At 69.4% G+C, this 18,901-nt stretch carries 17 protein-coding genes; 6 read left to right on the top strand and 11 right to left on the bottom strand.

The window, feature by feature from the left end; translation table 11 throughout:
• Nucleotides 1-7: 7 nt before the first annotated feature.
• Both ABN028_RS27600 and cbbX read left to right on the top strand, forming a co-directional pair.
• Entirely contained in the window at nt 8-475 is a 468-nt protein-coding gene (locus tag ABN028_RS27600) for a ribulose bisphosphate carboxylase small subunit (protein ID WP_349330246.1), read from the top strand.
• A complete protein-coding gene (cbbX, locus tag ABN028_RS27595) occupies nt 475-1,470 on the top strand; it encodes a CbbX protein (RefSeq protein ID WP_349698648.1) in 996 nt (331 codons plus the stop codon). The genes ABN028_RS27600 and cbbX overlap by 1 nt, the downstream gene beginning before the upstream one ends.
• On the opposite strand, the gene ABN028_RS27590 is transcribed toward cbbX, so the two are convergent.
• Both ABN028_RS27590 and ABN028_RS27585 read right to left on the bottom strand, forming a co-directional pair.
• A complete protein-coding gene (locus ABN028_RS27590; RefSeq protein ID WP_349698647.1) occupies nt 1,451-3,013 on the bottom strand; it encodes an SDR family oxidoreductase in 1,563 nt (520 codons plus the stop codon). The genes cbbX and ABN028_RS27590 overlap by 20 nt on opposite strands.
• A gap of 16 nt (nt 3,014-3,029) precedes the next feature.
• Complete coding sequence (locus tag ABN028_RS27585) at nt 3,030-3,977, bottom strand: phosphoribulokinase (RefSeq protein ID WP_349698646.1); 948 nt, start codon at nt 3,975-3,977, stop codon at nt 3,030-3,032.
• A 248-nt stretch (nt 3,978-4,225) separates the two neighbouring features.
• On the opposite strand from ABN028_RS27585, the gene ABN028_RS27580 reads away from it, so the two are divergent.
• Nucleotides 4,226-4,888 (top strand): response regulator, encoded by a 663-nt coding sequence (locus ABN028_RS27580; RefSeq protein WP_349330250.1) that lies wholly within the window; start codon nt 4,226-4,228, stop codon nt 4,886-4,888.
• Nucleotides 4,885-6,054 (top strand): GAF domain-containing sensor histidine kinase, encoded by a 1,170-nt coding sequence (locus ABN028_RS27575; protein WP_349330251.1) that lies wholly within the window; start codon nt 4,885-4,887, stop codon nt 6,052-6,054. Before ABN028_RS27580 ends, ABN028_RS27575 begins: the two co-directional genes overlap by 4 nt.
• Before the next feature lie 42 nt (nt 6,055-6,096).
• Here ABN028_RS27575 and ABN028_RS27570 read toward each other — a convergent pair whose 3' ends face one another.
• The 9 genes from ABN028_RS27570 to ABN028_RS27530 form a co-directional block, all read right to left on the bottom strand.
• Nucleotides 6,097-6,519, bottom strand: coding sequence for an HNH endonuclease signature motif containing protein (locus tag ABN028_RS27570; protein ID WP_349330252.1), 423 nt, complete (start codon nt 6,517-6,519; stop codon nt 6,097-6,099).
• A complete protein-coding gene (locus tag ABN028_RS27565) occupies nt 6,516-7,673 on the bottom strand; it encodes a DUF222 domain-containing protein (protein ID WP_349698645.1) in 1,158 nt (385 codons plus the stop codon). The genes ABN028_RS27570 and ABN028_RS27565 overlap by 4 nt, the downstream gene beginning before the upstream one ends.
• Nucleotides 7,674-8,619: 946 nt before the next feature.
• A complete protein-coding gene (locus ABN028_RS27560; protein ID WP_349698644.1) occupies nt 8,620-9,429 on the bottom strand; it encodes a Rid family hydrolase in 810 nt (269 codons plus the stop codon).
• A gap of 80 nt (nt 9,430-9,509) precedes the next feature.
• On the bottom strand, nt 9,510-9,893 hold the full coding sequence (locus ABN028_RS27555; RefSeq protein ID WP_349330255.1) for a VOC family protein: 384 nt from the start codon (nt 9,891-9,893) through the stop codon (nt 9,510-9,512).
• Nucleotides 9,894-10,007: 114 nt separating this feature from the next.
• Complete coding sequence (locus ABN028_RS27550; protein ID WP_349698643.1) at nt 10,008-10,610, bottom strand: hemerythrin domain-containing protein; 603 nt, start codon at nt 10,608-10,610, stop codon at nt 10,008-10,010.
• 109 nt (nt 10,611-10,719) lie between these two features.
• Nucleotides 10,720-11,682 carry an AraC-like ligand-binding domain-containing protein gene (locus tag ABN028_RS27545; RefSeq protein ID WP_349698642.1) on the bottom strand — a complete coding sequence of 321 codons (963 nt, stop codon included), beginning with the start codon at nt 11,680-11,682 and terminating at the stop codon, nt 10,720-10,722.
• Nucleotides 11,683-11,865: 183 nt separating this feature from the next.
• On the bottom strand, nt 11,866-12,270 hold the full coding sequence (gene mscL / locus ABN028_RS27540; RefSeq protein WP_349698641.1) for a large conductance mechanosensitive channel protein MscL: 405 nt from the start codon (nt 12,268-12,270) through the stop codon (nt 11,866-11,868).
• Nucleotides 12,271-12,417: 147 nt separating this feature from the next.
• Complete coding sequence (locus ABN028_RS27535; RefSeq protein ID WP_349698640.1) at nt 12,418-15,639, bottom strand: AfsR/SARP family transcriptional regulator; 3,222 nt, start codon at nt 15,637-15,639, stop codon at nt 12,418-12,420.
• Between the two features lie 76 nt (nt 15,640-15,715).
• Nucleotides 15,716-16,753: a phosphotransferase gene (locus ABN028_RS27530; protein WP_349698639.1), complete on the bottom strand. Its 1,038-nt coding sequence runs from the start codon at nt 16,751-16,753 to the stop codon at nt 15,716-15,718.
• 186 nt (nt 16,754-16,939) lie between these two features.
• On the opposite strand from ABN028_RS27530, the gene ABN028_RS27525 reads away from it, so the two are divergent.
• Together ABN028_RS27525 and ABN028_RS27520 are read left to right on the top strand one after the other, a co-directional pair.
• A complete protein-coding gene (locus tag ABN028_RS27525; protein ID WP_349698638.1) occupies nt 16,940-17,794 on the top strand; it encodes an SDR family NAD(P)-dependent oxidoreductase in 855 nt (284 codons plus the stop codon).
• A 230-nt stretch (nt 17,795-18,024) separates the two neighbouring features.
• Nucleotides 18,025-18,822 (top strand): GntR family transcriptional regulator, encoded by a 798-nt coding sequence (locus tag ABN028_RS27520; RefSeq protein ID WP_349698637.1) that lies wholly within the window; start codon nt 18,025-18,027, stop codon nt 18,820-18,822.
• Nucleotides 18,823-18,901 lie beyond the last annotated feature (79 nt).

Below are 18,901 nucleotides of genomic sequence, written 5' to 3'. Positions count from 1 at the left end.
CCAGTCCATGCGGATCACCCAAGGCACGTTCTCCTATCTGCCCGACCTCACCGACGAGGAGATCTCCAAGCAGATCCAGTACGCACTCGACCACGACTGGGCGCTGTCGGTGGAGTTCACCGACGATCCGCACCCCCGCAACAACTACTGGGACATGTGGGGCCTGCCGATGTTCGACATGAACGACGCGGCCGGCGTGCTGTATGAGGTCAACGCCTGTCGCAAGGCCTACCCTCAGCGCTACATCCGGGTCAACGCCTACGACTCCCGGCCGCACCGGCAGACCACCGCGCTGTCGTTCATCGTCAACCGCCCCAGTCACGAACCAGGCTTCCGGGTCGAGCGTCAGGAGACAGTTGACCGCAGGATCCGTTACACCCTTCATCCGTACGCGGCAGACCGTCCTGCCGGCGACCGCTACGTCTCCACGACAGGCAACGGCCACGACGGCCACCCGCCCGCGGCTCCCGGCTGATGACCGCCGGCGACGCGCAGGAGCGCCCCAGCTTCGGCATGCCGACACATGGCGTGTCGCCGGCGAAGCCTGGCGACACAGGCGATCGTGAGGCGACTCCGCCGCCGCGACTTCCCGCCGACGCCAAGGTGGACCTCGCCGCCGAGCGTCAGGCCTCGGGCATCGACGAGATCCTCGACACGCTCGACCAGGAGCTTGTCGGCCTGGCGCCGGTGAAGACCCGAATCCGCGAGATCGCCGCGCTGCTGCTGGTCGACCGGGTCCGCCAGCGTTTCGACCTGAGCGCGTCGCAGCCCAGTCTGCACATGTCGTTCACCGGAAGTCCGGGCACCGGGAAGACCACGGTCGCCCTCCGGATGGCCGAACTGCTGCACCGGCTCGGCAGCATCCAACGCGGCCACCTCGTCGCCGTCACCCGCGACGATCTCGTCGGCCAGTACGTCGGCCACACGGCACCCAAGACCAAGGAGGTCATCAAGCGCGCCATGGGCGGCGTGCTGTTCATCGACGAGGCCTACTACCTGTACCGCGCCGAGAACGAACGCGACTACGGCCAGGAGGCGATCGAGATCCTCCTGCAGGTCATGGAGTCCCATCGCGATGATCTCGTGGTCATCCTCGCCGGCTACAAGGACCGGATGGATTCGTTCTTCGGCTCCAACCCCGGTATGAGCTCGCGGATCGCCCATCACCTCGACTTCGCCGACTACGACCTCGACGAGCTGGTGGCCATCGCGCAGCTCATGTTGAACAAGGAGCACTACCGGCTCTCCGACGCCGCCGAGGCGGTCTTCCGCGACTACCTCCAGCGCCGGATGCGCCAGCCTCGTTTCGCGAACGCCCGCAGCGTCCGCAACGCACTCGAACGCGCCCGGCTCCGACAGGCCAACCGCCTCGTCGCCGCGACCGGACGTACGTACCACAAGGACGATCTGATGCGGTTCGAACCCGACGACTTCCTCGCCAGCCGCGTCTTCACCGACCAGCCGGGCTAGCCGGGCTAGCCGGGATAGCCGCGCCCGCCGACTCGGCCGTACGCACGACATCGCGCAACATCATCTCGTAGACGAGTCCGTGGAACGGTTTGAGGAGCCACCAGTACGCGTGCCCGGCCAAGCCGCGCGGGACGAAGACCGACCGCTCCACCAGGCGCCGTGATGTTCCGTCGTCGTCGATCTGTAGTTCCAGCCAGGCGTTGCCGGGCAGGCGCATCTCGGCATGCAACCGCAACAGCCGATCCGGCTCGCGAACCTCGACCCGCCACCAGTCCACCCGATCACCCACCCGCAGCCGATCCGGGTCCCGCCGGCCGCGACGCGCGCCGGTTCCGCCGGCCAGCCGGTCCACGAGGCCACGCAGTTGCCACGCGACCGTCGTGTGGTGCCAACCACGGTCGCCGCCCATTCCCTCGATGGTCGACCACAGCACATCCCGGGACGCCTTGACCGGCCGGCTGTGCTGCTCGACGTAGAGACTGCCACCGGACCACGCCGGGTCGGTCGGGAGTGGATCGCTCGGTGTGGCGACGGCCGCGTCCGCGGCTGACGACCATCCGAGTGCCACCGCGAGCCCGCGAGTCCGTTCCAGGGCAAGGGATGCGGCCGCGTCGAAGCCGAGGCGGCCGCCCGGTGGTTCGCCGAGGTGACCGGCGATGTCGTCGTCGTGACAGACCACCTCATACCGCAGTGACGCGACCAGCGGTTTCGCGATCCCCTTCGGTACGGGCGTCACCAAACCGACCCAGTAGCTCGACAACTTCGGCGACAGCACCGGCAGCGGCACGATCCACCGACGCCGGAGGCCCTCGATCGCCGCGAATCTCCGCATCATCTCTTCGTACGTGAGGATTTCCGGACCGCCGATGTCGAACGTTCGGTTGGTCTCGGGCGGCAGCCGGGAACACTCCGCGAGGTACCACAACACGTCTCGGATCGCGATCGGCTGGATCCGGCTGCGTACCCACCGAGGCGTGGTCATGACGGGCAGGCGTTCGGTGAGGTACCGCAGCATCTCGAACGACGTCGAACCCGAACCGATGATCACCGCCGCCCGAAGGGCGACCGTCGGCACGCCGGACCCGAGGAAGATCTGCCCGACCTCCTCCCGCGAACGCAGATGCGGGGACAGCTTCGCCGCTCCCGTGGGAATGATCCCGCCCAGGTACACGATCCGCCCGACGTGCGCCCGCTCGGCCGCACGTGCGAAGCGGGTCGCCGTTCTGCGGTCCCGTCGTACGAACCGGCGTCCCTTCCCCATCGCATGAATGAGGTAGTACGCGGTGTCGACACCGGTGAGGGCCCGGGCCAGAGTGTCGGGGTCGTTGGCGTCACCCTCGATGACCTCGACGTCGCCGAACCACGGGCGTTCGTGGATCCGGTCGGTCGACCTGGTGAGGACGCGCACCTGCGTGCCTCGGTCCACCAGCTCCGTCACCAGCCGCCCGCCCACGTAGCCGGTCACTCCGGTGACGAGGGTCGTCGCACGGGTGGGAGACGTGGACTGGGTAGACGTGGACTGGGCCGAGGTGGCGGGGGCCATGACTCGTCCGGCGTCTCTACCGGGCCGCCGTCAGGAGGTGGTAGAGCAACACCAGCTGGGTGATGGCGAGGGCCTCACTGCGGTCACCGTTACCGAGGTCGCCCAACATCTCCACCGGCTCGCCGCCTTCCAGACCGAGCCGCGACCAGATCGCCTTCTGGACAACCCGGCTCTCCTCACGCGGCACATAGCCGTGCACGTGCAGCGCGTCGACCGGCAGCCCGTCCTCATCCCTTGCCAGGCTGAGATGAAGCGCACGCTGGTCGCTCTCGGCAAGGATCCGGCGCAGATCCGGATGCCGGATCGTCGGGCGCAACATCAGCTCGGCCGACAACGGCGTTCCCGGTGGGTCGTACCTGCCCGCCACGGGCGCGAACCGGGCGACGAGATCAGCGACGGCGCGCTGTGGACGGATGAAGGCAGCGGACTCCGGCTCGCGGCGTTCCAACTCCGCGTGCACCTGTTCGACTCCGTAGCCGCGTTTCTGCGTGTCCCGCTTGATCTTCCACTGCCGACGGATGTCCTCCGGCGGGTCGAGATAGACGGTGATGTCGAAACACGCCCTGGTCAGCCTCGAGTGCAACGGCAGCAGGCCTTCGACGATGACGAACTCCCGCGGCTCGACGAGCTCGGGCCTGGCCAGCTGGCCGGTGTCATGGTCGTACACCGGTTTGAGGATCGGCTGCCCGGTCGCGAGGAGCTGCAGGTGCTGCTCCATGATCTCGACATAGTTGCATTCGGGATGCAACGCCGTGAAAGGGAGGTTCTTGCGTTCCTGCCGGTCGTACCGGTGATAGTCGTCGACACAGATCCGGGTGACGCGTTCGGGACCCAGTGGGTTCGCGAGTCCCTTGCTGAGCGTGGTCTTTCCCGCCGCACTGTCGCCGGCGATGGCCAGCATCGTGGGTCGTCCCGGGCCCGCCTGGTGACGCCCACGCTGCATCCGAATCAGCTTGTGCGGCATGTCGTCTCCTCCCCCGTGAGCCATGACAGACGACGGCCGACACCACCGAATGTACGTTCCTACGCGGGCGTTGGGACATTTCGTCCCTCGGCCACAGGCCTGCGCCGCCACGGCTTGCACTCGACCATAGGCCAGGACGGATGGGACCGGATCCCCCGCGCGAGGGTGCCCACGGGGTAGGGGTCCTCGGTAGTCCCGTGTCACTCGTTTTCCATTCGGGCTCGCAGCCACGCTCATACGCTCATCTCATGGGCAACCAGCCGCTTCGGCTTGTCATGGTTGACGACCATGAAATGGTCCTCGAAGGGTTGAAAGCCCTTCTCGCCCGGTTTCGTGGGCGGGTACGCATCGTCGCGCAGTCGGTGAATGCCGACGACGCGGAGCCGTTGATCGCCGCGCTGGATCCTGACGTCGTGGTGTCAGACGTACGCCTGCGCGGGTCGGCCAGCGGACTCGATCTGTGTCGACGCCTGGTCGAATCCGACCCGGGACGGCGCGTGGTCCTGCTCAGTGCGTACGACGACGAGCAGTATCTTTTCCAGGCACTCCGGGCAGGTGCGGCGGGTTATCTGTTGAAATCCATCGACCGGGAGGAACTCGTCAGGCAGCTCGAACGTGCCGCAGAAGGCGAAACCGTCGTTGATCCCAGCATGGCCGGCAGAGCGGTCGCCGCGGCCGCCCGGTTACAGGCCGGCGAATTCTGGCCGGGCGCCCATCTGAGCCTCACCCAACGCGAAAGCGAAGTTCTCGCCCTGGTTGTCGCGGGACTCTCCAACCGGGCCATCGCAGGCAAGCTTGTCGTCGGTGAGGAAACCGTCAAGAGTCACGTCCGCGGGATCTTCCGCAAGCTCGACGTGAACGACCGTGCAGGTGCCGTCGCGGTCGCGCTCCGCGAGGGGATCTTTCAGTGACTGCGCCGCTCGTCGACATCATCGAGGTGGCCTCGTCGGGGCTTTCGCTGGAGGACCTGGCCCCGCGGATGGCGCCACTGATCGCTGCCGCGACCGGGACCGACGCATGTCTCCTCTTCGCATTTGACGACCTGGATCTCGAAGCCTCACAGCCTGTAGGCGCCGGACGCCACGCCGGGGGGCTCGACGCCGCCTGGCAGTGGTTGACGCTTCGCGGAGCGACTCCACCGTACGACCGAGGGGTCGGACGGGTCAGGATCCGGCTCGGCGAAGCGCTGCCGGACGCCGGTCGGGAGGGCCTGGATCCTGATGGTGAGGCGTACATGTCGATGGTCTCGGTGCCGATGACGAGTTCGCCGGGCGGCGTTGTCGGCGCGCTGAGTGTCTATACGCGGCCCCGGCGCAACTTCACCGATGGGGACATCCGGCTGCTCACGTCGATCGGCAGCCTGATCGCCAGTGGAACTCATGCCGGCCACCTGCGGCGCCGACTCGCTGCTCGCGAACGCGCCCACGAACGCTTCACCGAGCAGGCGATCGCTGCGCAGGAAGCGGAACGGCGCCGACTCGCCGCCGACATCCACGATGGCATCACCCAGCGCCTCTGCAGCCTCCGATTCCACCTCGACGCCGCTGCTGACGCGCTGACCGCGGAGCCGGCATTCGCGTCCGAGCAGTTGGTTGTCGCGCGTACGCTCGCGCGCCTCACGCTGGACGAGGCGCGGGCGGCCATCAACGGCCTGCGACCACCCGTTCTGGACGACCTCGGCCTCGCCGACAGCCTTGCCAGCCTGGCCCGGTCGATAGCGGGGATCGAGGTCGTCGTCGACGTCGACGAATGCGCGCTCCCCGAGCATGTCGAGATCGCGCTCTACCGCATCGCGCAGGAAGCGCTGCAGAACGCGGTCAAGCATGCAGACGCTTCGACCGTCCGGCTCCAGCTACGGCGTACCGGCGAAGACGTGGCACTGGTGGTCGCCGACGATGGCCGGGGCTGGGATGAAGCTGGACAGCTATCGTCTGGCAACGGGCGGGAACCGCGAGCCGACGGTGGATATGGCCTGCGGAGCATGGCCGAACGTGCCGAGCTGATCGGTGGTCGGCTTTTTGTGGTTTCGCGAGTCGGCGAGGGTACGACGGTGACCGCGCGCGTCTCCCTCACGTGACCGGAGCCAGGGCGTCTCCACACCGCACCCACGAGCCTCGCCTCAGAAGGGCGTGCTGTCGGCGGGTTCGGTTGGGTCGGCGCTGGGTGGTGATGAGGGTTGGACGGTGTAGGTGTGGCCGAGGGGGCTTTGGGTGGTGAGGCGGCCGGGTTGGTTCTGGGTCCACCACCAGCCGGCTTCGTGTTTCGCGCGGTGGTGCCGTCGGCACAGGGGTGCGAGGTTGCAGGCGCAGGAAGGTCCGCCGAGGCGGTGTTCGATGGTGTGGTCGAGGTCGCAGGCGATCGCGGGTCTGGAGCAGCCGGGCTGGCTACAGGTGCGGTGCATCGCTTGGATGAGGCGGCGTTGGGTGGCAGTAGGTTTGTACCGTCGGCTGCTGGCCTGGTGGTAGACGACTTTGCCGTCGACGGTGACGGTGCGGCAGTACTCGAACCCGCCTGCTGCGGCTTTCTTGATGTCGTTGATCACCTGGGGGGTGACCGCGCCGAACCCGGCGAGTTCTCCCGCACGTGATTCCAGTCCGAGCCAGGTCTGCAGGTCGGCGACGAGTTCGATCCTGCCGACCAGCTGCTCATCACCGGCCTCGACACGATCCCCGCCGTCACCCGGATCATCCAGGTCCACCTCGGTATCGCGACCCAACCCGCCCCAGCCACCTGCACCGCCAGCGTCGCCGCCCGGGGCAGGGTCGTCACACAAAGGTGGATTGCCGTCGGGTCTGCCGCCTCGTCGCCGCCGCTGGTGGACGGCGCGGCGTTTCCGGTGGCGGGTGGGCCCTCGCCCTGGGCGGGGATGTCGGAGCCGGTAGGGGTGGCTGTGTCATCGTCACGTTCTGCTGTGGCCGGGTGGCGGCCGCGGAGTAGGTCGAGGTAGACGTCGGCTTCGATCTGCGCCAACGTCCGCACATCACCACCGGCCCTGATCCGCTTGGCTGCGGCCTTGATGAACACCCTCGCCGCGGCGGTCCCCGCCAACGGCAGGTCCCGACCCTCGATCGTCCCCGTCCCGTACACACCGGCGCCGAACCGGACCCGCCGACCCTGCTGCGCTTCTTTGCGCCGCGCCTCGACACCATCGGGGTCGAGTTCACACACCTTGCGCCGCAGCCGCCGCACCAGCTGCGCCCGCGTCAACCCTGACGCGCCAGCGTCAGCGGCGAGGATGAACGCCTCCGCCACCCCCGCCAACTCCGGGGCGAGCCAACTCGTCTCATCCGCGATCGACCGCGCCTTCCCCACGCTGATCCGGCCAGCCGTCAGCGCCGCACGCGTCAACGGCAACCGCTCAGTCAGCTCGAACGCGAACGACAACTCCCGATCGGCCGACCCCGGTGACATGCACAACGCCGCACCCACCTCAGCCGAGGCGAACTCACCGAAACACCGATCCAGCTCGGGCGGCGAATCCGGCTCACACGCAGGCGAACGCGCCACATGCGCCATCACCTCGTACAACCGCGCCGACGCCCACGACACCTGCCGCTCCCACGCCGCCATCACCAACACCCGCACATGACCATTCACCGCCGCAGTGTCAATCCCGGCCAACACCGCACCAAGCTCAGCACCCGGCGCCGCCGAAGCCAACACCGAGAAATCCGGATCCCCACGACGATCGAACATACAAGCGATTCTACCATTAATAGGTCACCACTGCCCCTCCAGAACAGCCTTGTTTTCAACGGATTCATCCACTACCTGCCAACGACAACGAGCACGCGAGACCCGCCAGCACCAGCGTCAAGACCGCCTCTCAGGAAGGTTCCTGCGCACCGCCCCCATCGCGGGACCAGCAGGAGCAACGGCAACAGAGCAACGGCGCTGCAACGGTGCCTGCGAGGGTCCAATGCCCATGCGGGTGGGCCTTTTCTACGGCGGCCAGGCGGCGGTCCTGGTAGGGATCGCCTTCGAGGTCTGGCCGGCGACACTGCCGGAGTGGATCGCCGGACCGGCCGCGCGCAACAGCGAAGCCCTGCTGCTGGCGATGCTGCTCGCCGCCTGGATCGAGTTCGCCCGACCACACCTCGTCAGCCGGCCCGCCCGCCGGCGCTGGGTGGTCACGACGGCGACAGCGGCCGCGTGCCTGCTCGCCGCGACAGTTCTCCTCGTGGGCGACCTGCCGAGCCGCTTCCGTACCCTCAACGAGCCGTTCCTCGTCGCCGCCGTCCTCATCCCGGCGCTCCAGGCGCGGCGGCCACCTCCGGTGCGGGTCGCCGTCGGCATCACCCTCGCCACGCTCGTGATCGTGGCGGCCACCAGCCAGACCGCGCCCGTCATCCACCTGGCGGAGGCACTTGGTGTCCTGGTCCTCGCACCCATCGGCCTGTGGGTGGTCGACCAGTCGATCGTCGATCCGGGAGCGCGGCCGTCGCCTGCCGCACTCCGCGTTGGTTGGTACGCGGGCCTGGTGGTGACGCCGATCCTGTTGTCGCTTCTCGCGTCCCGCCCAGTCGATGGGTTGGTGGGTGAGATCGCGGGCTATGGCGTACGCACGATCGAGGCGTTCGGGTGCATGCTGCTCGTCCAGCTGTACTTCACCGTCGGGCGCCGCGAGCGGGTGACCAGCGGCTCAGTCCGCGAGGATCGCGGTGGCGGCGATCTCGACCCTCATCTTCGGATGACCGAGGCGGCTGACCACGACGGCGGTCCAGATCGGCGCGTGGGTGGGGATACGGGCGCGGAGCTCGCCGCTCATGCTCCCGAACTCGTCGTCGTCGAGCTGGGTGTGGTACGACTGCAGGCTGATCACGTCGGTCCATGACGCCCCCGCGGTACGCAGCGTGCGTTCCACATTGTCGAACGCCTGCACGATCTCGTCGTGCCGGCCCTCCGGGAACTCCCCGTCGTCGGACCACCCGCCCTGCCCCGCGGTCTCGACGCGGTTGCCGACCCGTACCGCCTGCGAAGAGTAGCGGCGGGCAAGCTGGGCCTCGCCGTAGCCGGGTGTCACGAAGAACTCCGGTCGTGTCATCTCACTCCAGCCCTGTGGTGCGACAGCCGCCACGCGGACCTCGACATGCATGCGCGGTCCGAGCTTGGGCAGGCCGACCCTCGTCCAGATCGGTGCATGCGACGGCATGCGGGTGCGGAGTTCGGCGCTCATCACCGCGTCGACCTCGGCCTCCCAGTCGCGGTCGATGGCGTGGTACGAATGCACCGCGGTCACGTGGTCCCACGACGCGCCGGCGCCTGCCAGAACGCTCGCTACGTTGTCGAGTGCCTGGACGACCTCACCCTGCACCGTCGGCGGGTAGTCGCGGGTCCTCGTCCAGCCGCCCTGGCCGGAGGTCTCGATCGTGGTGCCGAGCCGTACGGCCTGGGCATAGGCCGACGACCCCAGCTCCGGGTCGGCCGGATCCGGGAACTCCGGTCTACGCAAGTCCCGGGCGCCAGGCGCGTCCGACCCATGCACATGGGGCCCACTCTCCGGCTCGACGGCGTCCGGACCAGCTGGCGGCGTCAACCGGCGCTGCCGTACGGACGGGTGATGATCTCGAGGAAGTGACCGTTCGGGTCCTCCCAGTAGACGCCCCGGCCGCCGTCGTTGGTGTTGAACTCCCCCGGCCGGCTTCGTCCCGGGTCAGCCCAGTAGTCCAGCCCGCGCTCGCGGATCCGGCCGAAGATCTCGTCCCACTCCGACTCCTCGACGAGGAAGGCGTAGTGCTGCGGGTGCACAGGCCCGTGGTCGTCGGCGAAGTCGAGCGACACGTCGTTGGAGACCTGGACGACCATGAACGGCCCGTACGAGGTGGGTGCGTCCAGGCCGAGAATGTCGGCAAGGAAGGCGGCGGACTCGCGCTTGTCCTTGGCGTGGACGATGGTGTGGTTGAACTGGACCGGCATCGTGGCTCCTCCCCATGCCCAGACATCTTCGGGGATGTCCAGAGCGTCTCACGACCTTGACGACCTCGACCGCGACGAAGCCCGCGACCTCGCCAAACGGCTGCCGGACACCCCCTAATCCTGCCCTGCGTGGTCGGTTTCGAGAACCGATGACCTGGAAATCCCGAAGTGCTCCGACGGCGGAGCCGGGAAGGCGTCCTCGGAGACGACACGTGACATCCGGTTGAGCGCCGGCGCGAGACTCGTCTCCTCGTAGTCGAGATGCTCGGTCAGGCGGTCTGCCAGCCGCACCAACGCCCCGGCGGCCGCGGCCTTTGCCGCCTCGTCGCCGGGGAGGCGGGCGAGGGCACGTTCGGCTTCTTCGAGGTCGTCGGTCAGCGCGCGGTGGTCGGCGTCGAGGCGGTCGATCACCTGCTTGAACTCCGGGTCTCCCGCATCCTGCTGCTGCTGGAGCAATGCGGGGAAGAGCATCGAGGTCTCCACGTCGTGGTGAGCGTGGACGAACCTGCAGAAGCTGGCACAGTAGCGGCGCAGCGTCCAGCCGGGCCGGCGGAAGGACAGGTGGGTGAGCACCGCCGCCGCGTCGGCCAGGTCCTGGCCGTCCTCGGTGATCACCGCGACCGCGCGGCGGAGCAGGGCAAGGTCATCGCGCATTCCCGCATGCATCTTCACCAGCCGGGTCAGCGCCCAACCCGCCTCACCCGTGTCCTGCGCCATTTCGCGTACCTCCCGCCTCCTGGACGACATCCGACGTCCAGCGTGCGGCCTGGCACGGCCAGCGGACTGTCAGTGCAGCGCACATCTCTCGACGGATTGCGCACAAGGCTCAGCTGGCCAGCGCCTCGCACTGCTTGCGGTACTCACTGGGCGGCACACCGTACGCGGAGCGGAACGCCCGGCTGAAGTGCACCGCGCTACCGAAACCCCAGCGGCCAGCGATCGCACCTAACGGTCTCGTCCGCAGTGCGGGGTCGGCGAGGTCCCGCCGGCAGCGTTCGAGCCGGCGTTGTCGGATCCACCCCGCCACGGTGACGTCCTGCGCCTCGAACAGCTTGTGCAGGTAGCGCAGCGAGATGTAGTGCGCGCCCGCGATGGCGCTCGGAGAGAGTTCCGGATCAGCCAGCCGCTGCTCGATGAACGCATGGACACGGTGGAGCAGCGCCTGCTGCCGGGTGCCGAGTTCGACCGTGGCGGTCCGCCGCAGCCGGGTCGTCAGCGCCACGGTGAGCAGGTCGACCACCGCGGTGCCCAGGCGTACACCTTCGGAGGCGGCGCAGTCGTCGAGGTAGCGGGGGAGCTGGAGTGCGAGGGACGAGACGAGGGCGCCGATCCCGTGGTCACCGGGTATGCGCGTACCGGTCAGCTGGATCACGTCGTCGCTCCGCAGTGGCAGCATCATGCGCGGGATCGTCAGTGCGACGTGGCGGGTGGCCGAATGGATGATCCGGGCCGGCCGCGACGGGTCGAACAGCATGAAGTCGCCCGGGCCGAGGACGCACTCCCGGCCGTCCTGTTGGATGATCAATCGCCCGACCCGCAGGACATCGATCCGGTAGACGTCTGGGTCTGACAGGCGGATCCGCGCCGGGGAACGCAGGCAGACCCCGGGGGGCATCGTGGCGTCCGCGACATCGATCGCCCCGACGCTGCCGACGACCATCGAGCAGCTGTAGTCCGACCCGTCGACGAAGCTTCCCTCGAACGGCACCGCTGTGTTGTCGACCACGTCCTGCCAGTAGTCAGGTCGCGAAGCGACCGGCACATCGTCGGTGCGCAGCACCATGCTCATGCCCACCTCCACCGTGCGTCGCGGCCTGTGAGTCTGCCATGAACGGACGTCCGACGACGCTGTTGTCCCGCTCGGCAGTCTGCCTGGGGTGCCAGCGCGCCGCCACCCCTCTCTTGGGGCGTACGGACGAGGTGCGGGCGTGGGTTCAATCCGCCGGAGCGGGTCGCTCAGACGCCGGTGCCACTACCTACCGCTACCACTGCCACTACCACTGCCACTGCCGGACTGGTCACGGGAGGCGAGGATGTCGCGGATCTCCTGCAACAGCTTGATGTCATCGGCCGGAGGGGCCGGCTCCTCCCCGCGCGCCTGGCGCTCCTTGAGCTTGTTGTAGGGCACGACGATCAGGAAGTAGACGACCGCCGAGAGGATGAGGAAGGAGACGATCGCGGTGATCAGCGCACCGAGGGGGATCCCGCCGGGGCGCCAGGCGTTGAAGTCCGGCTGACCCCCGATCATGCCGATGAGGCTCATGATGACGTCGACCGCCTTGGTGACGACGATACCGAACGCCACGGCCATGACGAACGCCACGGCCAGCTCGACCAGGTTGCCCCTCATGATGAACTCTTTGAATCCTCTGAGCATGACCGTCTCCTGGCTTCCTCGTTCTCGAGCGCGCATGCCTGCCGATGATCTGAAGCCTTTCCGGATCATCGCTTTCCGCAAACGTCGTGGCCGCAGGTGGACTCCTCGGCGGTAGAGGGCCGGACCTGCGGCGTCCTTGGCTCCCGGTCAGCCTTCGGTGAGGGTCTCGAGCAGCGCGCGGGTCTGGCTCTCGCCAGGACGGTGCCCTGTCTCCTGGTGGATCGCCAGCGCCTGTCGCGCGGTGGCCGCGACGCACTCGACATCGCCGCCTCCCGCGAGCTGAACCCGGGCGAGCAACGTCAGTGCCTTGCCCTCGTAGCCGCGGGCGTCGATCTCCCGTGCGGTGTCCACCGCCGCCCGGGCGGCGGTGAGCGCCTCGTCGGGGTTGCCGAGCCGAAGGTACGCATGGCCGAGCGCGAGGTGCGCGTCGATGAGCTCGAGCCGGTTTCCGCCCTCGGTGAAGATGTGTTCCGCCTTCTGCGCGTACGCCACCGCGCCGGCATGATCCCCGCGCCGCAGCGCGGCGTCGGCCTGCAACACCAGGGCACAGCCGTCCACCCGGCTGCTCTGCATGCGTTCGGCCAAGCGTGACACCGTGTCCGCGTGCCGTTCCGCCTCCTCGACGTGGGCCGGGTCCCCACGGAGGTCGGCGAGGTCCCCGTGCAGGTTGGCGAGGTTGGCGGTCGTCACCAGGAGCGCGGAGTCGTAGCGGGCTGCGCGTTGGATGCGGAGGGCTCGGTCGAGGCAGTGCCGCGCCTGGTCCAGTCTCCCCTGCCAGCGGTAGACCTCCGCGAGATTCGACAGGGCGGCACTGTGCAGCTGCGGCGACTCGGTCTCCGAGGCGAGTTCCACGGTCCGCTCGAACCGGTCGGCGGCGAGGGCGAGCTGGCCGAGGTAGAGGCGGGCGGAGCCGATGTTCAGCTGGTGCCGCGCTTCGTACTCCCGGTTACCCACCTGGCGGTCGATCACCACGGCGCGCTCCTGCAACTCGGCGCCCTCGCGGTAGCGGCCCTGCTCGAACTCGACGACGGCCAACTCGTTGTAGGCGACCGCCTCTCCTTCCGGCCACTCCACCTCGTGGCACAGGGCGGCCGCACGGGTGCCGTGCGCCCTCGCCGCGGCGTAGTCACTCACACAGCGGTACGCCTGAGCCAGACTGAGCTCGGCAGCGGCCTCCCCGCCCCGGCTGCCGTCGCGGATGGCCGCCGCCAGGGCGAGCTGACCGGCCGTGATCCAGTCGCCGGGGTGCCGGCGGAAGAAGTAGAAGCTGCGGAGGACGTCGACGAGGAGCCAGGACGGTACGCGGTCCGCGACTCCAGGCTCGGCGGCGGCCTGGACGACGGCCGCCAGGCAGACCCGCTCGGCCTCGAGCCACCCGGCCGCGGCGTCCCGATCGTCGAACTCCGCCGCGGGAACGTCGGGCAGCTCCGGCGGAGGTGGCGAGACGGTGGCCGGCAGCCGTACGACATGCGGGAAGGCCGCGGCCACGGCAGCTGCGGCGGTGTGGAGGTACCAGCTGAAGAGCCGCGTCGCTGCCGCCACCCGTTCGTCCGGGCCGAGCAGCTGCGTGGCGTACACCCGGAGCAGGTCGTGGAACGCGTACCTCCCCGGCGGGCGCACCTCGAGCAGGTGGCCCGCGACCAGCCGCCCGAGGAGCCGCCTCGCCTCGCGGACCGGAACGGCGGCGAGCGCGGCGACCGCCTCGGCGCTGAAGTCGGGACCGGGCGCCAGGCTGGCGAGGCGGAACGCCCGCCGTTCCGGTGTCCCCAGCCGCTCGTAGGAGAGGTCGAACGCGGCCCTGAGCGAGCTGTCCTGCCCTCCCTCGATCCCGATCCTGGCGAGCCGGTCGCCGTGCGAGAGCTCGGCCACCACCGCCGCGATCGGTCGATGGGGCTCCGCGGCCAGGCCGGCCGCGGCGAGGCGGAGGGCGAGGGGAAGTTGGGCACACAGGTCGATCAGATCCACGGCGGCGGCGCGCTCCCCCGCCACCCGACGCTCGCCGAGGATCCGGGTGAGCAGGGCAAGGCACTCGGCGACGTCGAGCCGGTCGAGATCGAGGCGCCCGGCGCCGTGGTGGGCCCTGAGCCCGCTCAGCTGGTCGCGGCTCGTCACCAGAAGCAGGCAGGACGCACTGCCTGGCAGCAGCGGGCGTACCTGTTCGGCGCTCTTGGCATTGTCGAGGACGACCAGCATCCGCTTGTCGGCCAACAGCGACCGGTAGAGGGCCGCGGCCTCGTCGATGTCCACCGGCACCTGGTCCGGCGGCATGCCCATGGCCCGGAGGAAGCCCGCGAGCACGTCACCCGGCTCTCGCGGCGGCGACTGCGCGTAGCCGCGCAGGTCGGCGAAGAGCTGACCGTCGGGGAACTCCCCGGCCACGCGGTGCGCCCAGTGCACCGCGAGCGAGGTCTTGCCGATACCACCCATGCCCGCGATGGCCGTGATCACCACGGCGTGGGACGGCGGGCGGCGGTCGGCGAGAAGGTCGTCGAGCTGGCCGAGCTGGGCGTCGCGGCCGGTGAAGTCGGTGAGACCGTTCGGAAGCTGGCGTGGCACCGGCTCCTGTGGCGACGCGGCCGCCGCCGGCGCTCTGGAACCCCCTGGTGGCCGGTGCGGCGGCAGCTCGAGATCCGGGTCGGCGCGCTGGATCTGCTCGTGCAGCTTCCGCGCCGGCCGGCTCGGCTCGACGCCGAGTTCGTCCCGCAGGAGGCGGCACAGCCGCTGGTACGCGACGAGGGCATCCGCCTGCCGGCCGCACCGGTAGAGGGCGAGCATGAGCTGGGACCACACCCGTTCGCGGTACGGATCGGCTTCGGTCAGGGCCTCCAACTCCCCCACGAGGTCCGCGTGGTTGCCGAGGAGCAGGTCGGCGTCGATCCGCGTCTCCACGGCGGACGTGCGCCGCTGGTCGAGCCGATCCGCCGCGGTCCGGATGATCGGCGTCGACGAGACGTCGGCGAAGGCCGGCCCCCGCCACAGCTCCAGCGCCTCCGCCAGGAGCCGCCGCGCGGCGTCAGCGTCCCCGTCGCGAAGTGCCGCGCGCCCTTCGGCGTCCAGGCGGTCGAACCGGCCGGCGTCGATGTCCTCGTGCGGGAGGCGGAGCTCGTAGCCGGGCGCCTTGGTCCGCAGCACGGTCGCGTCGCCGTCACCGAGCGCGCGCCGGAGCCTCATCACGTAGCCGTGGATCTGGTTGACCGCACCGCGTGGCTGGTCTTCCGGCCACAGCTCCTCGGCGAGCTGATCGACGGGAACGACCTGGCCGTCCGCGACGACGAGGCGGGCGAGCAGCGAGCGCCACTTCGCCGCGGTGACGGGCCGCCAGCCCTCAGCGGTGCCGACCTCGAGCGGGCCGAGGACCCGGATGCGCACTGCGCAGCCTCCCTCCGGCCTGCCTTCGTACCGACCTCTCATTGTGGAGATGTACGCAACTGCCGGGGCAGCTGGCTCAACCCAGACCCGGCGAACGGGACAGGACGCGGGCGTACTCCGTGACGTCCGTGACCTGGGCAGGCAGGCGCTCGAGGCGGTCGAGGACCTCCCGGTCGGCGCGGTCTGCCGACTCCACGCCGGTGGGACTGAGCGCGACCTCGACCCACTGCCGGAGCTTGGAGAGCCGCATGCCGAGGAGTCGAACCAGCAGGTCCGGACGGCGCGGCACGGGGTGGCCGCCGGCTTCCTCGTACGCCGTCAACGTCTGCCGGACGAGCGCGACGTCCGGGCGGTCGCGGCCCCGCATCGCGAAGACGGTCGCGACGTGCGCGGCCTCCAACGGTGCGCTGTCGGGGCCCGCGACGTCCCAGTCGATGAGCACCGGCCGCCAGGCCGCCCCGCCGCCCTCACCGGTCGGCGTCATCAGGACGTTCCACGGCTCGAAGTCGCGATGGGTCAGGACGTACGGGCCGGTCGCGGTGAACACGTCGAGGATCCGGGCACCCAGCTCGTGGATCAGGCCGAGCCGGTCGGCGAGAGTGGCTGCCCAGGGGCGGTTCTGCGCGCGCCCTTCGCCCAGCCACTCGTTCCACCGCTCGGGCGGCAGGGGCGTGAACTGGCCGTACCACCAGGACAGTTCAGGTGTTTCCGCCAGCTGCCGCAGCTGATGGATCCGGGCGAGCGTGGTGCCCAGCCAGCCGGCGATCTCGTCGCCGGGCTCGAGCGGGCGGTGTTCGAGGTACGGATAGGCACGGAACACCCCGTGTCCGTCGATCGCCGCGGCCGCGCCGAACTGGGGCGCGGGTGGCTGGATCGGTTCCACGGTGTCGACGCCGGCGTCCAGTGCCTGGCGTTCGATGTCCATCGCACGTTCGAGGTCGGCGCGCCACGGCACCTCCGGGCCCTCCCAGAACCGCTTGACCAGCGCGGAGCCCGACGTCGTGTCCAGCCGCCAGGTCTCCTGGCTCACGTGCCGGACGGGAACCATCGGACCAGTGGCCGGCCCCAGCCCGAAGTGCTCGGCGACGAGCTCGGCCGCAGGCGGTCCGGACATCGATGACCACTCCCTGACTCTCGGCGGTACAGTCACCCCGCGCAGGCATGCAGAACTCTCGCGAAGGCTCGACACGCAAGGACCGTATCCTCGTGCACCTGCACGGCGTCGCACCAGCGATATCCCTTGCACCACACACTCCGCGGCCTGATCGACGCCACGCACCGTCGCGACAAGGAGTCGCCCATGACCGCCACCGCCACCTCGGGCGGCACCAGGCCCCGACGCGCCGAGAACCTTGGCGGCGAGAGTCGTGACTTCGACGGGATGGTCGCGGTCGTCACCGGCGGATCGACCGGCATCGGCCGAGCCGTGGTCGACCGGCTCGCGGCCGGTGGAGCGTCGGTGGTCTACTGCAGCCACGACCCGCGGACGGTGACCGCGACCGATGTCGAAGGCGTGAACGTGACCGGAGTTGTCGCCGACGTCCGTTCGGCCGACGACATGCGCAGGCTGATGTCCGAGGCGGTCGAACGCCATGGTGGGCTCGACATCCTCGTCTGCAGCGCGGGAATCCAGACCTACGGCACGGCGGAGGACACGACCGAGGAGGACTGGCACGCCGTCCTGGACGTCAACCTCTCCGGCATCTACCGGGCGGCGAAGTTCGCCATCCCTCTCCTGCGTGAGCGCGGCGGCGGCACCATCGTCGCCATCTCCTCGGTGCAGGGCCGGGCTCCCGCCCGCCGGGTGCTCGGCTACTCGGTGAGCAAGGCCGGTGTCGACGCGCTCGTGCGTTCGATGGCGGTGGATCACGCATCCGACCGGATCCGGGTCAACGCGGTGGCACCGGGTCCCGTCGACACTCCCCTGCTACTGACCAGCGATCCCGGTCGGACCCCAGCCCCGGAGCCGCCCGCCGAACCCGACCGGCCGGCCGACCTTCCGGACACGCCCCAACCGCGGATCGCCCGGGCCGAGGAGATCGCCGAGGTGGTGGCGTTCCTCGCCAGCAGAGCGTCGTCCTACGTCACCGGCGCGACGTACGCAGCGGATGGCGGGATGGCAGCCAGCCAGGGCGGCGTTCTGACGGTGCACTAGATGACGCGGGGAGCCGCGAGTCAGGCGACTCCCCTTGGAATTGGTCATCTAGCGAAGACTTGGTCGGTCGTCGGTGCTCACCCGCGCACAGCTGGCGCGAGGCAAGATCGTCTTGACGTCGAGGCGATGAGCGGGGCACTGCGACGAGCCGGCTGACGGCGAGCCACCCAGTGTGGTGCTCTACCATCGCCAGGGGAGAACGCGGTACAGCGGAAAGGTGGCTCGACCTCATGGCCGGACGGGCGCTGCGCAGTCCCCGACGGGCACAGCTCGACGTGCTCCGCAGCGCAAGCACGCGATCACAGGTCTACGCGCTGCTCCGCAGGGCCATCGTCTCCCTCGATCTTCTTCCTGGACAGGCGTTGTCGGAGAACGAACTCGCCGCCCGGCACAGCGTGAGCCGCACCCCGGTACGCGAGGCACTGATCCGGCTCGCCGACGAGAACCTCGTGGAGGTCGCACCCCAGCTAGGCACCTTCGTCTCGCGAATCAGTGTGCGCGACGTCATCGAGATCCAGTTCATCCGCGAGACCCTCGAACGCGCCTCACTGCCCCACGCGATCAAGAACATCACCGCCACCGACGAGGCCTACCTCCGCGCTCTGCTCGACGAGCAGGAGGAGGCCGGACGCAAGGGCGACCTGCACCATTGGTTCGCCACGGACGAAGCCCTGCACCGGACTCTTCTGGAGATCGGCGGCCACCCGCGCGTGTGGCCGATCGTGTCGTCGGCGAAGGCGCACCTGGACCGGGTACGCATGTTGAGTCTGCCCGATCCGACCATCCTCGACGAACTCCTCACCCAACACCGCGCCATCGTGGACTTCGTCACCTCCAAGCAGCGCAAGAAGGCCGACGAGGTACTGAGCCACCACCTGCGGATCGCGCTGGACATCCTCGAACCGCTCGAGCAGGAGCACCCCGACTACTTCGTTCTCGACGAGGAGGAGGACGAGGTGAGGGAGGCGCCGGCCCCGCGGCCAGTCAAACGGACCGCCACGAAGGCGGCGTCTCGACGCCGCCGCTGAGCACCCGCGGTCAGCAGGAGTCCGGCCGTACGTCGAAATCCCTTGTTGCCCTATGCCCAGACCAGTTGGCCGGGCGCGT

It is taken from the genome of Actinopolymorpha sp. B17G11 (genome assembly GCF_040196095.1).
Taxonomy (GTDB): domain Bacteria; phylum Actinomycetota; class Actinomycetes; order Propionibacteriales; family Actinopolymorphaceae; genus Thermasporomyces.
Note: the sequence above shows the minus strand (reverse complement) of the source record. Positions and strands in the feature narration are given on the sequence as shown.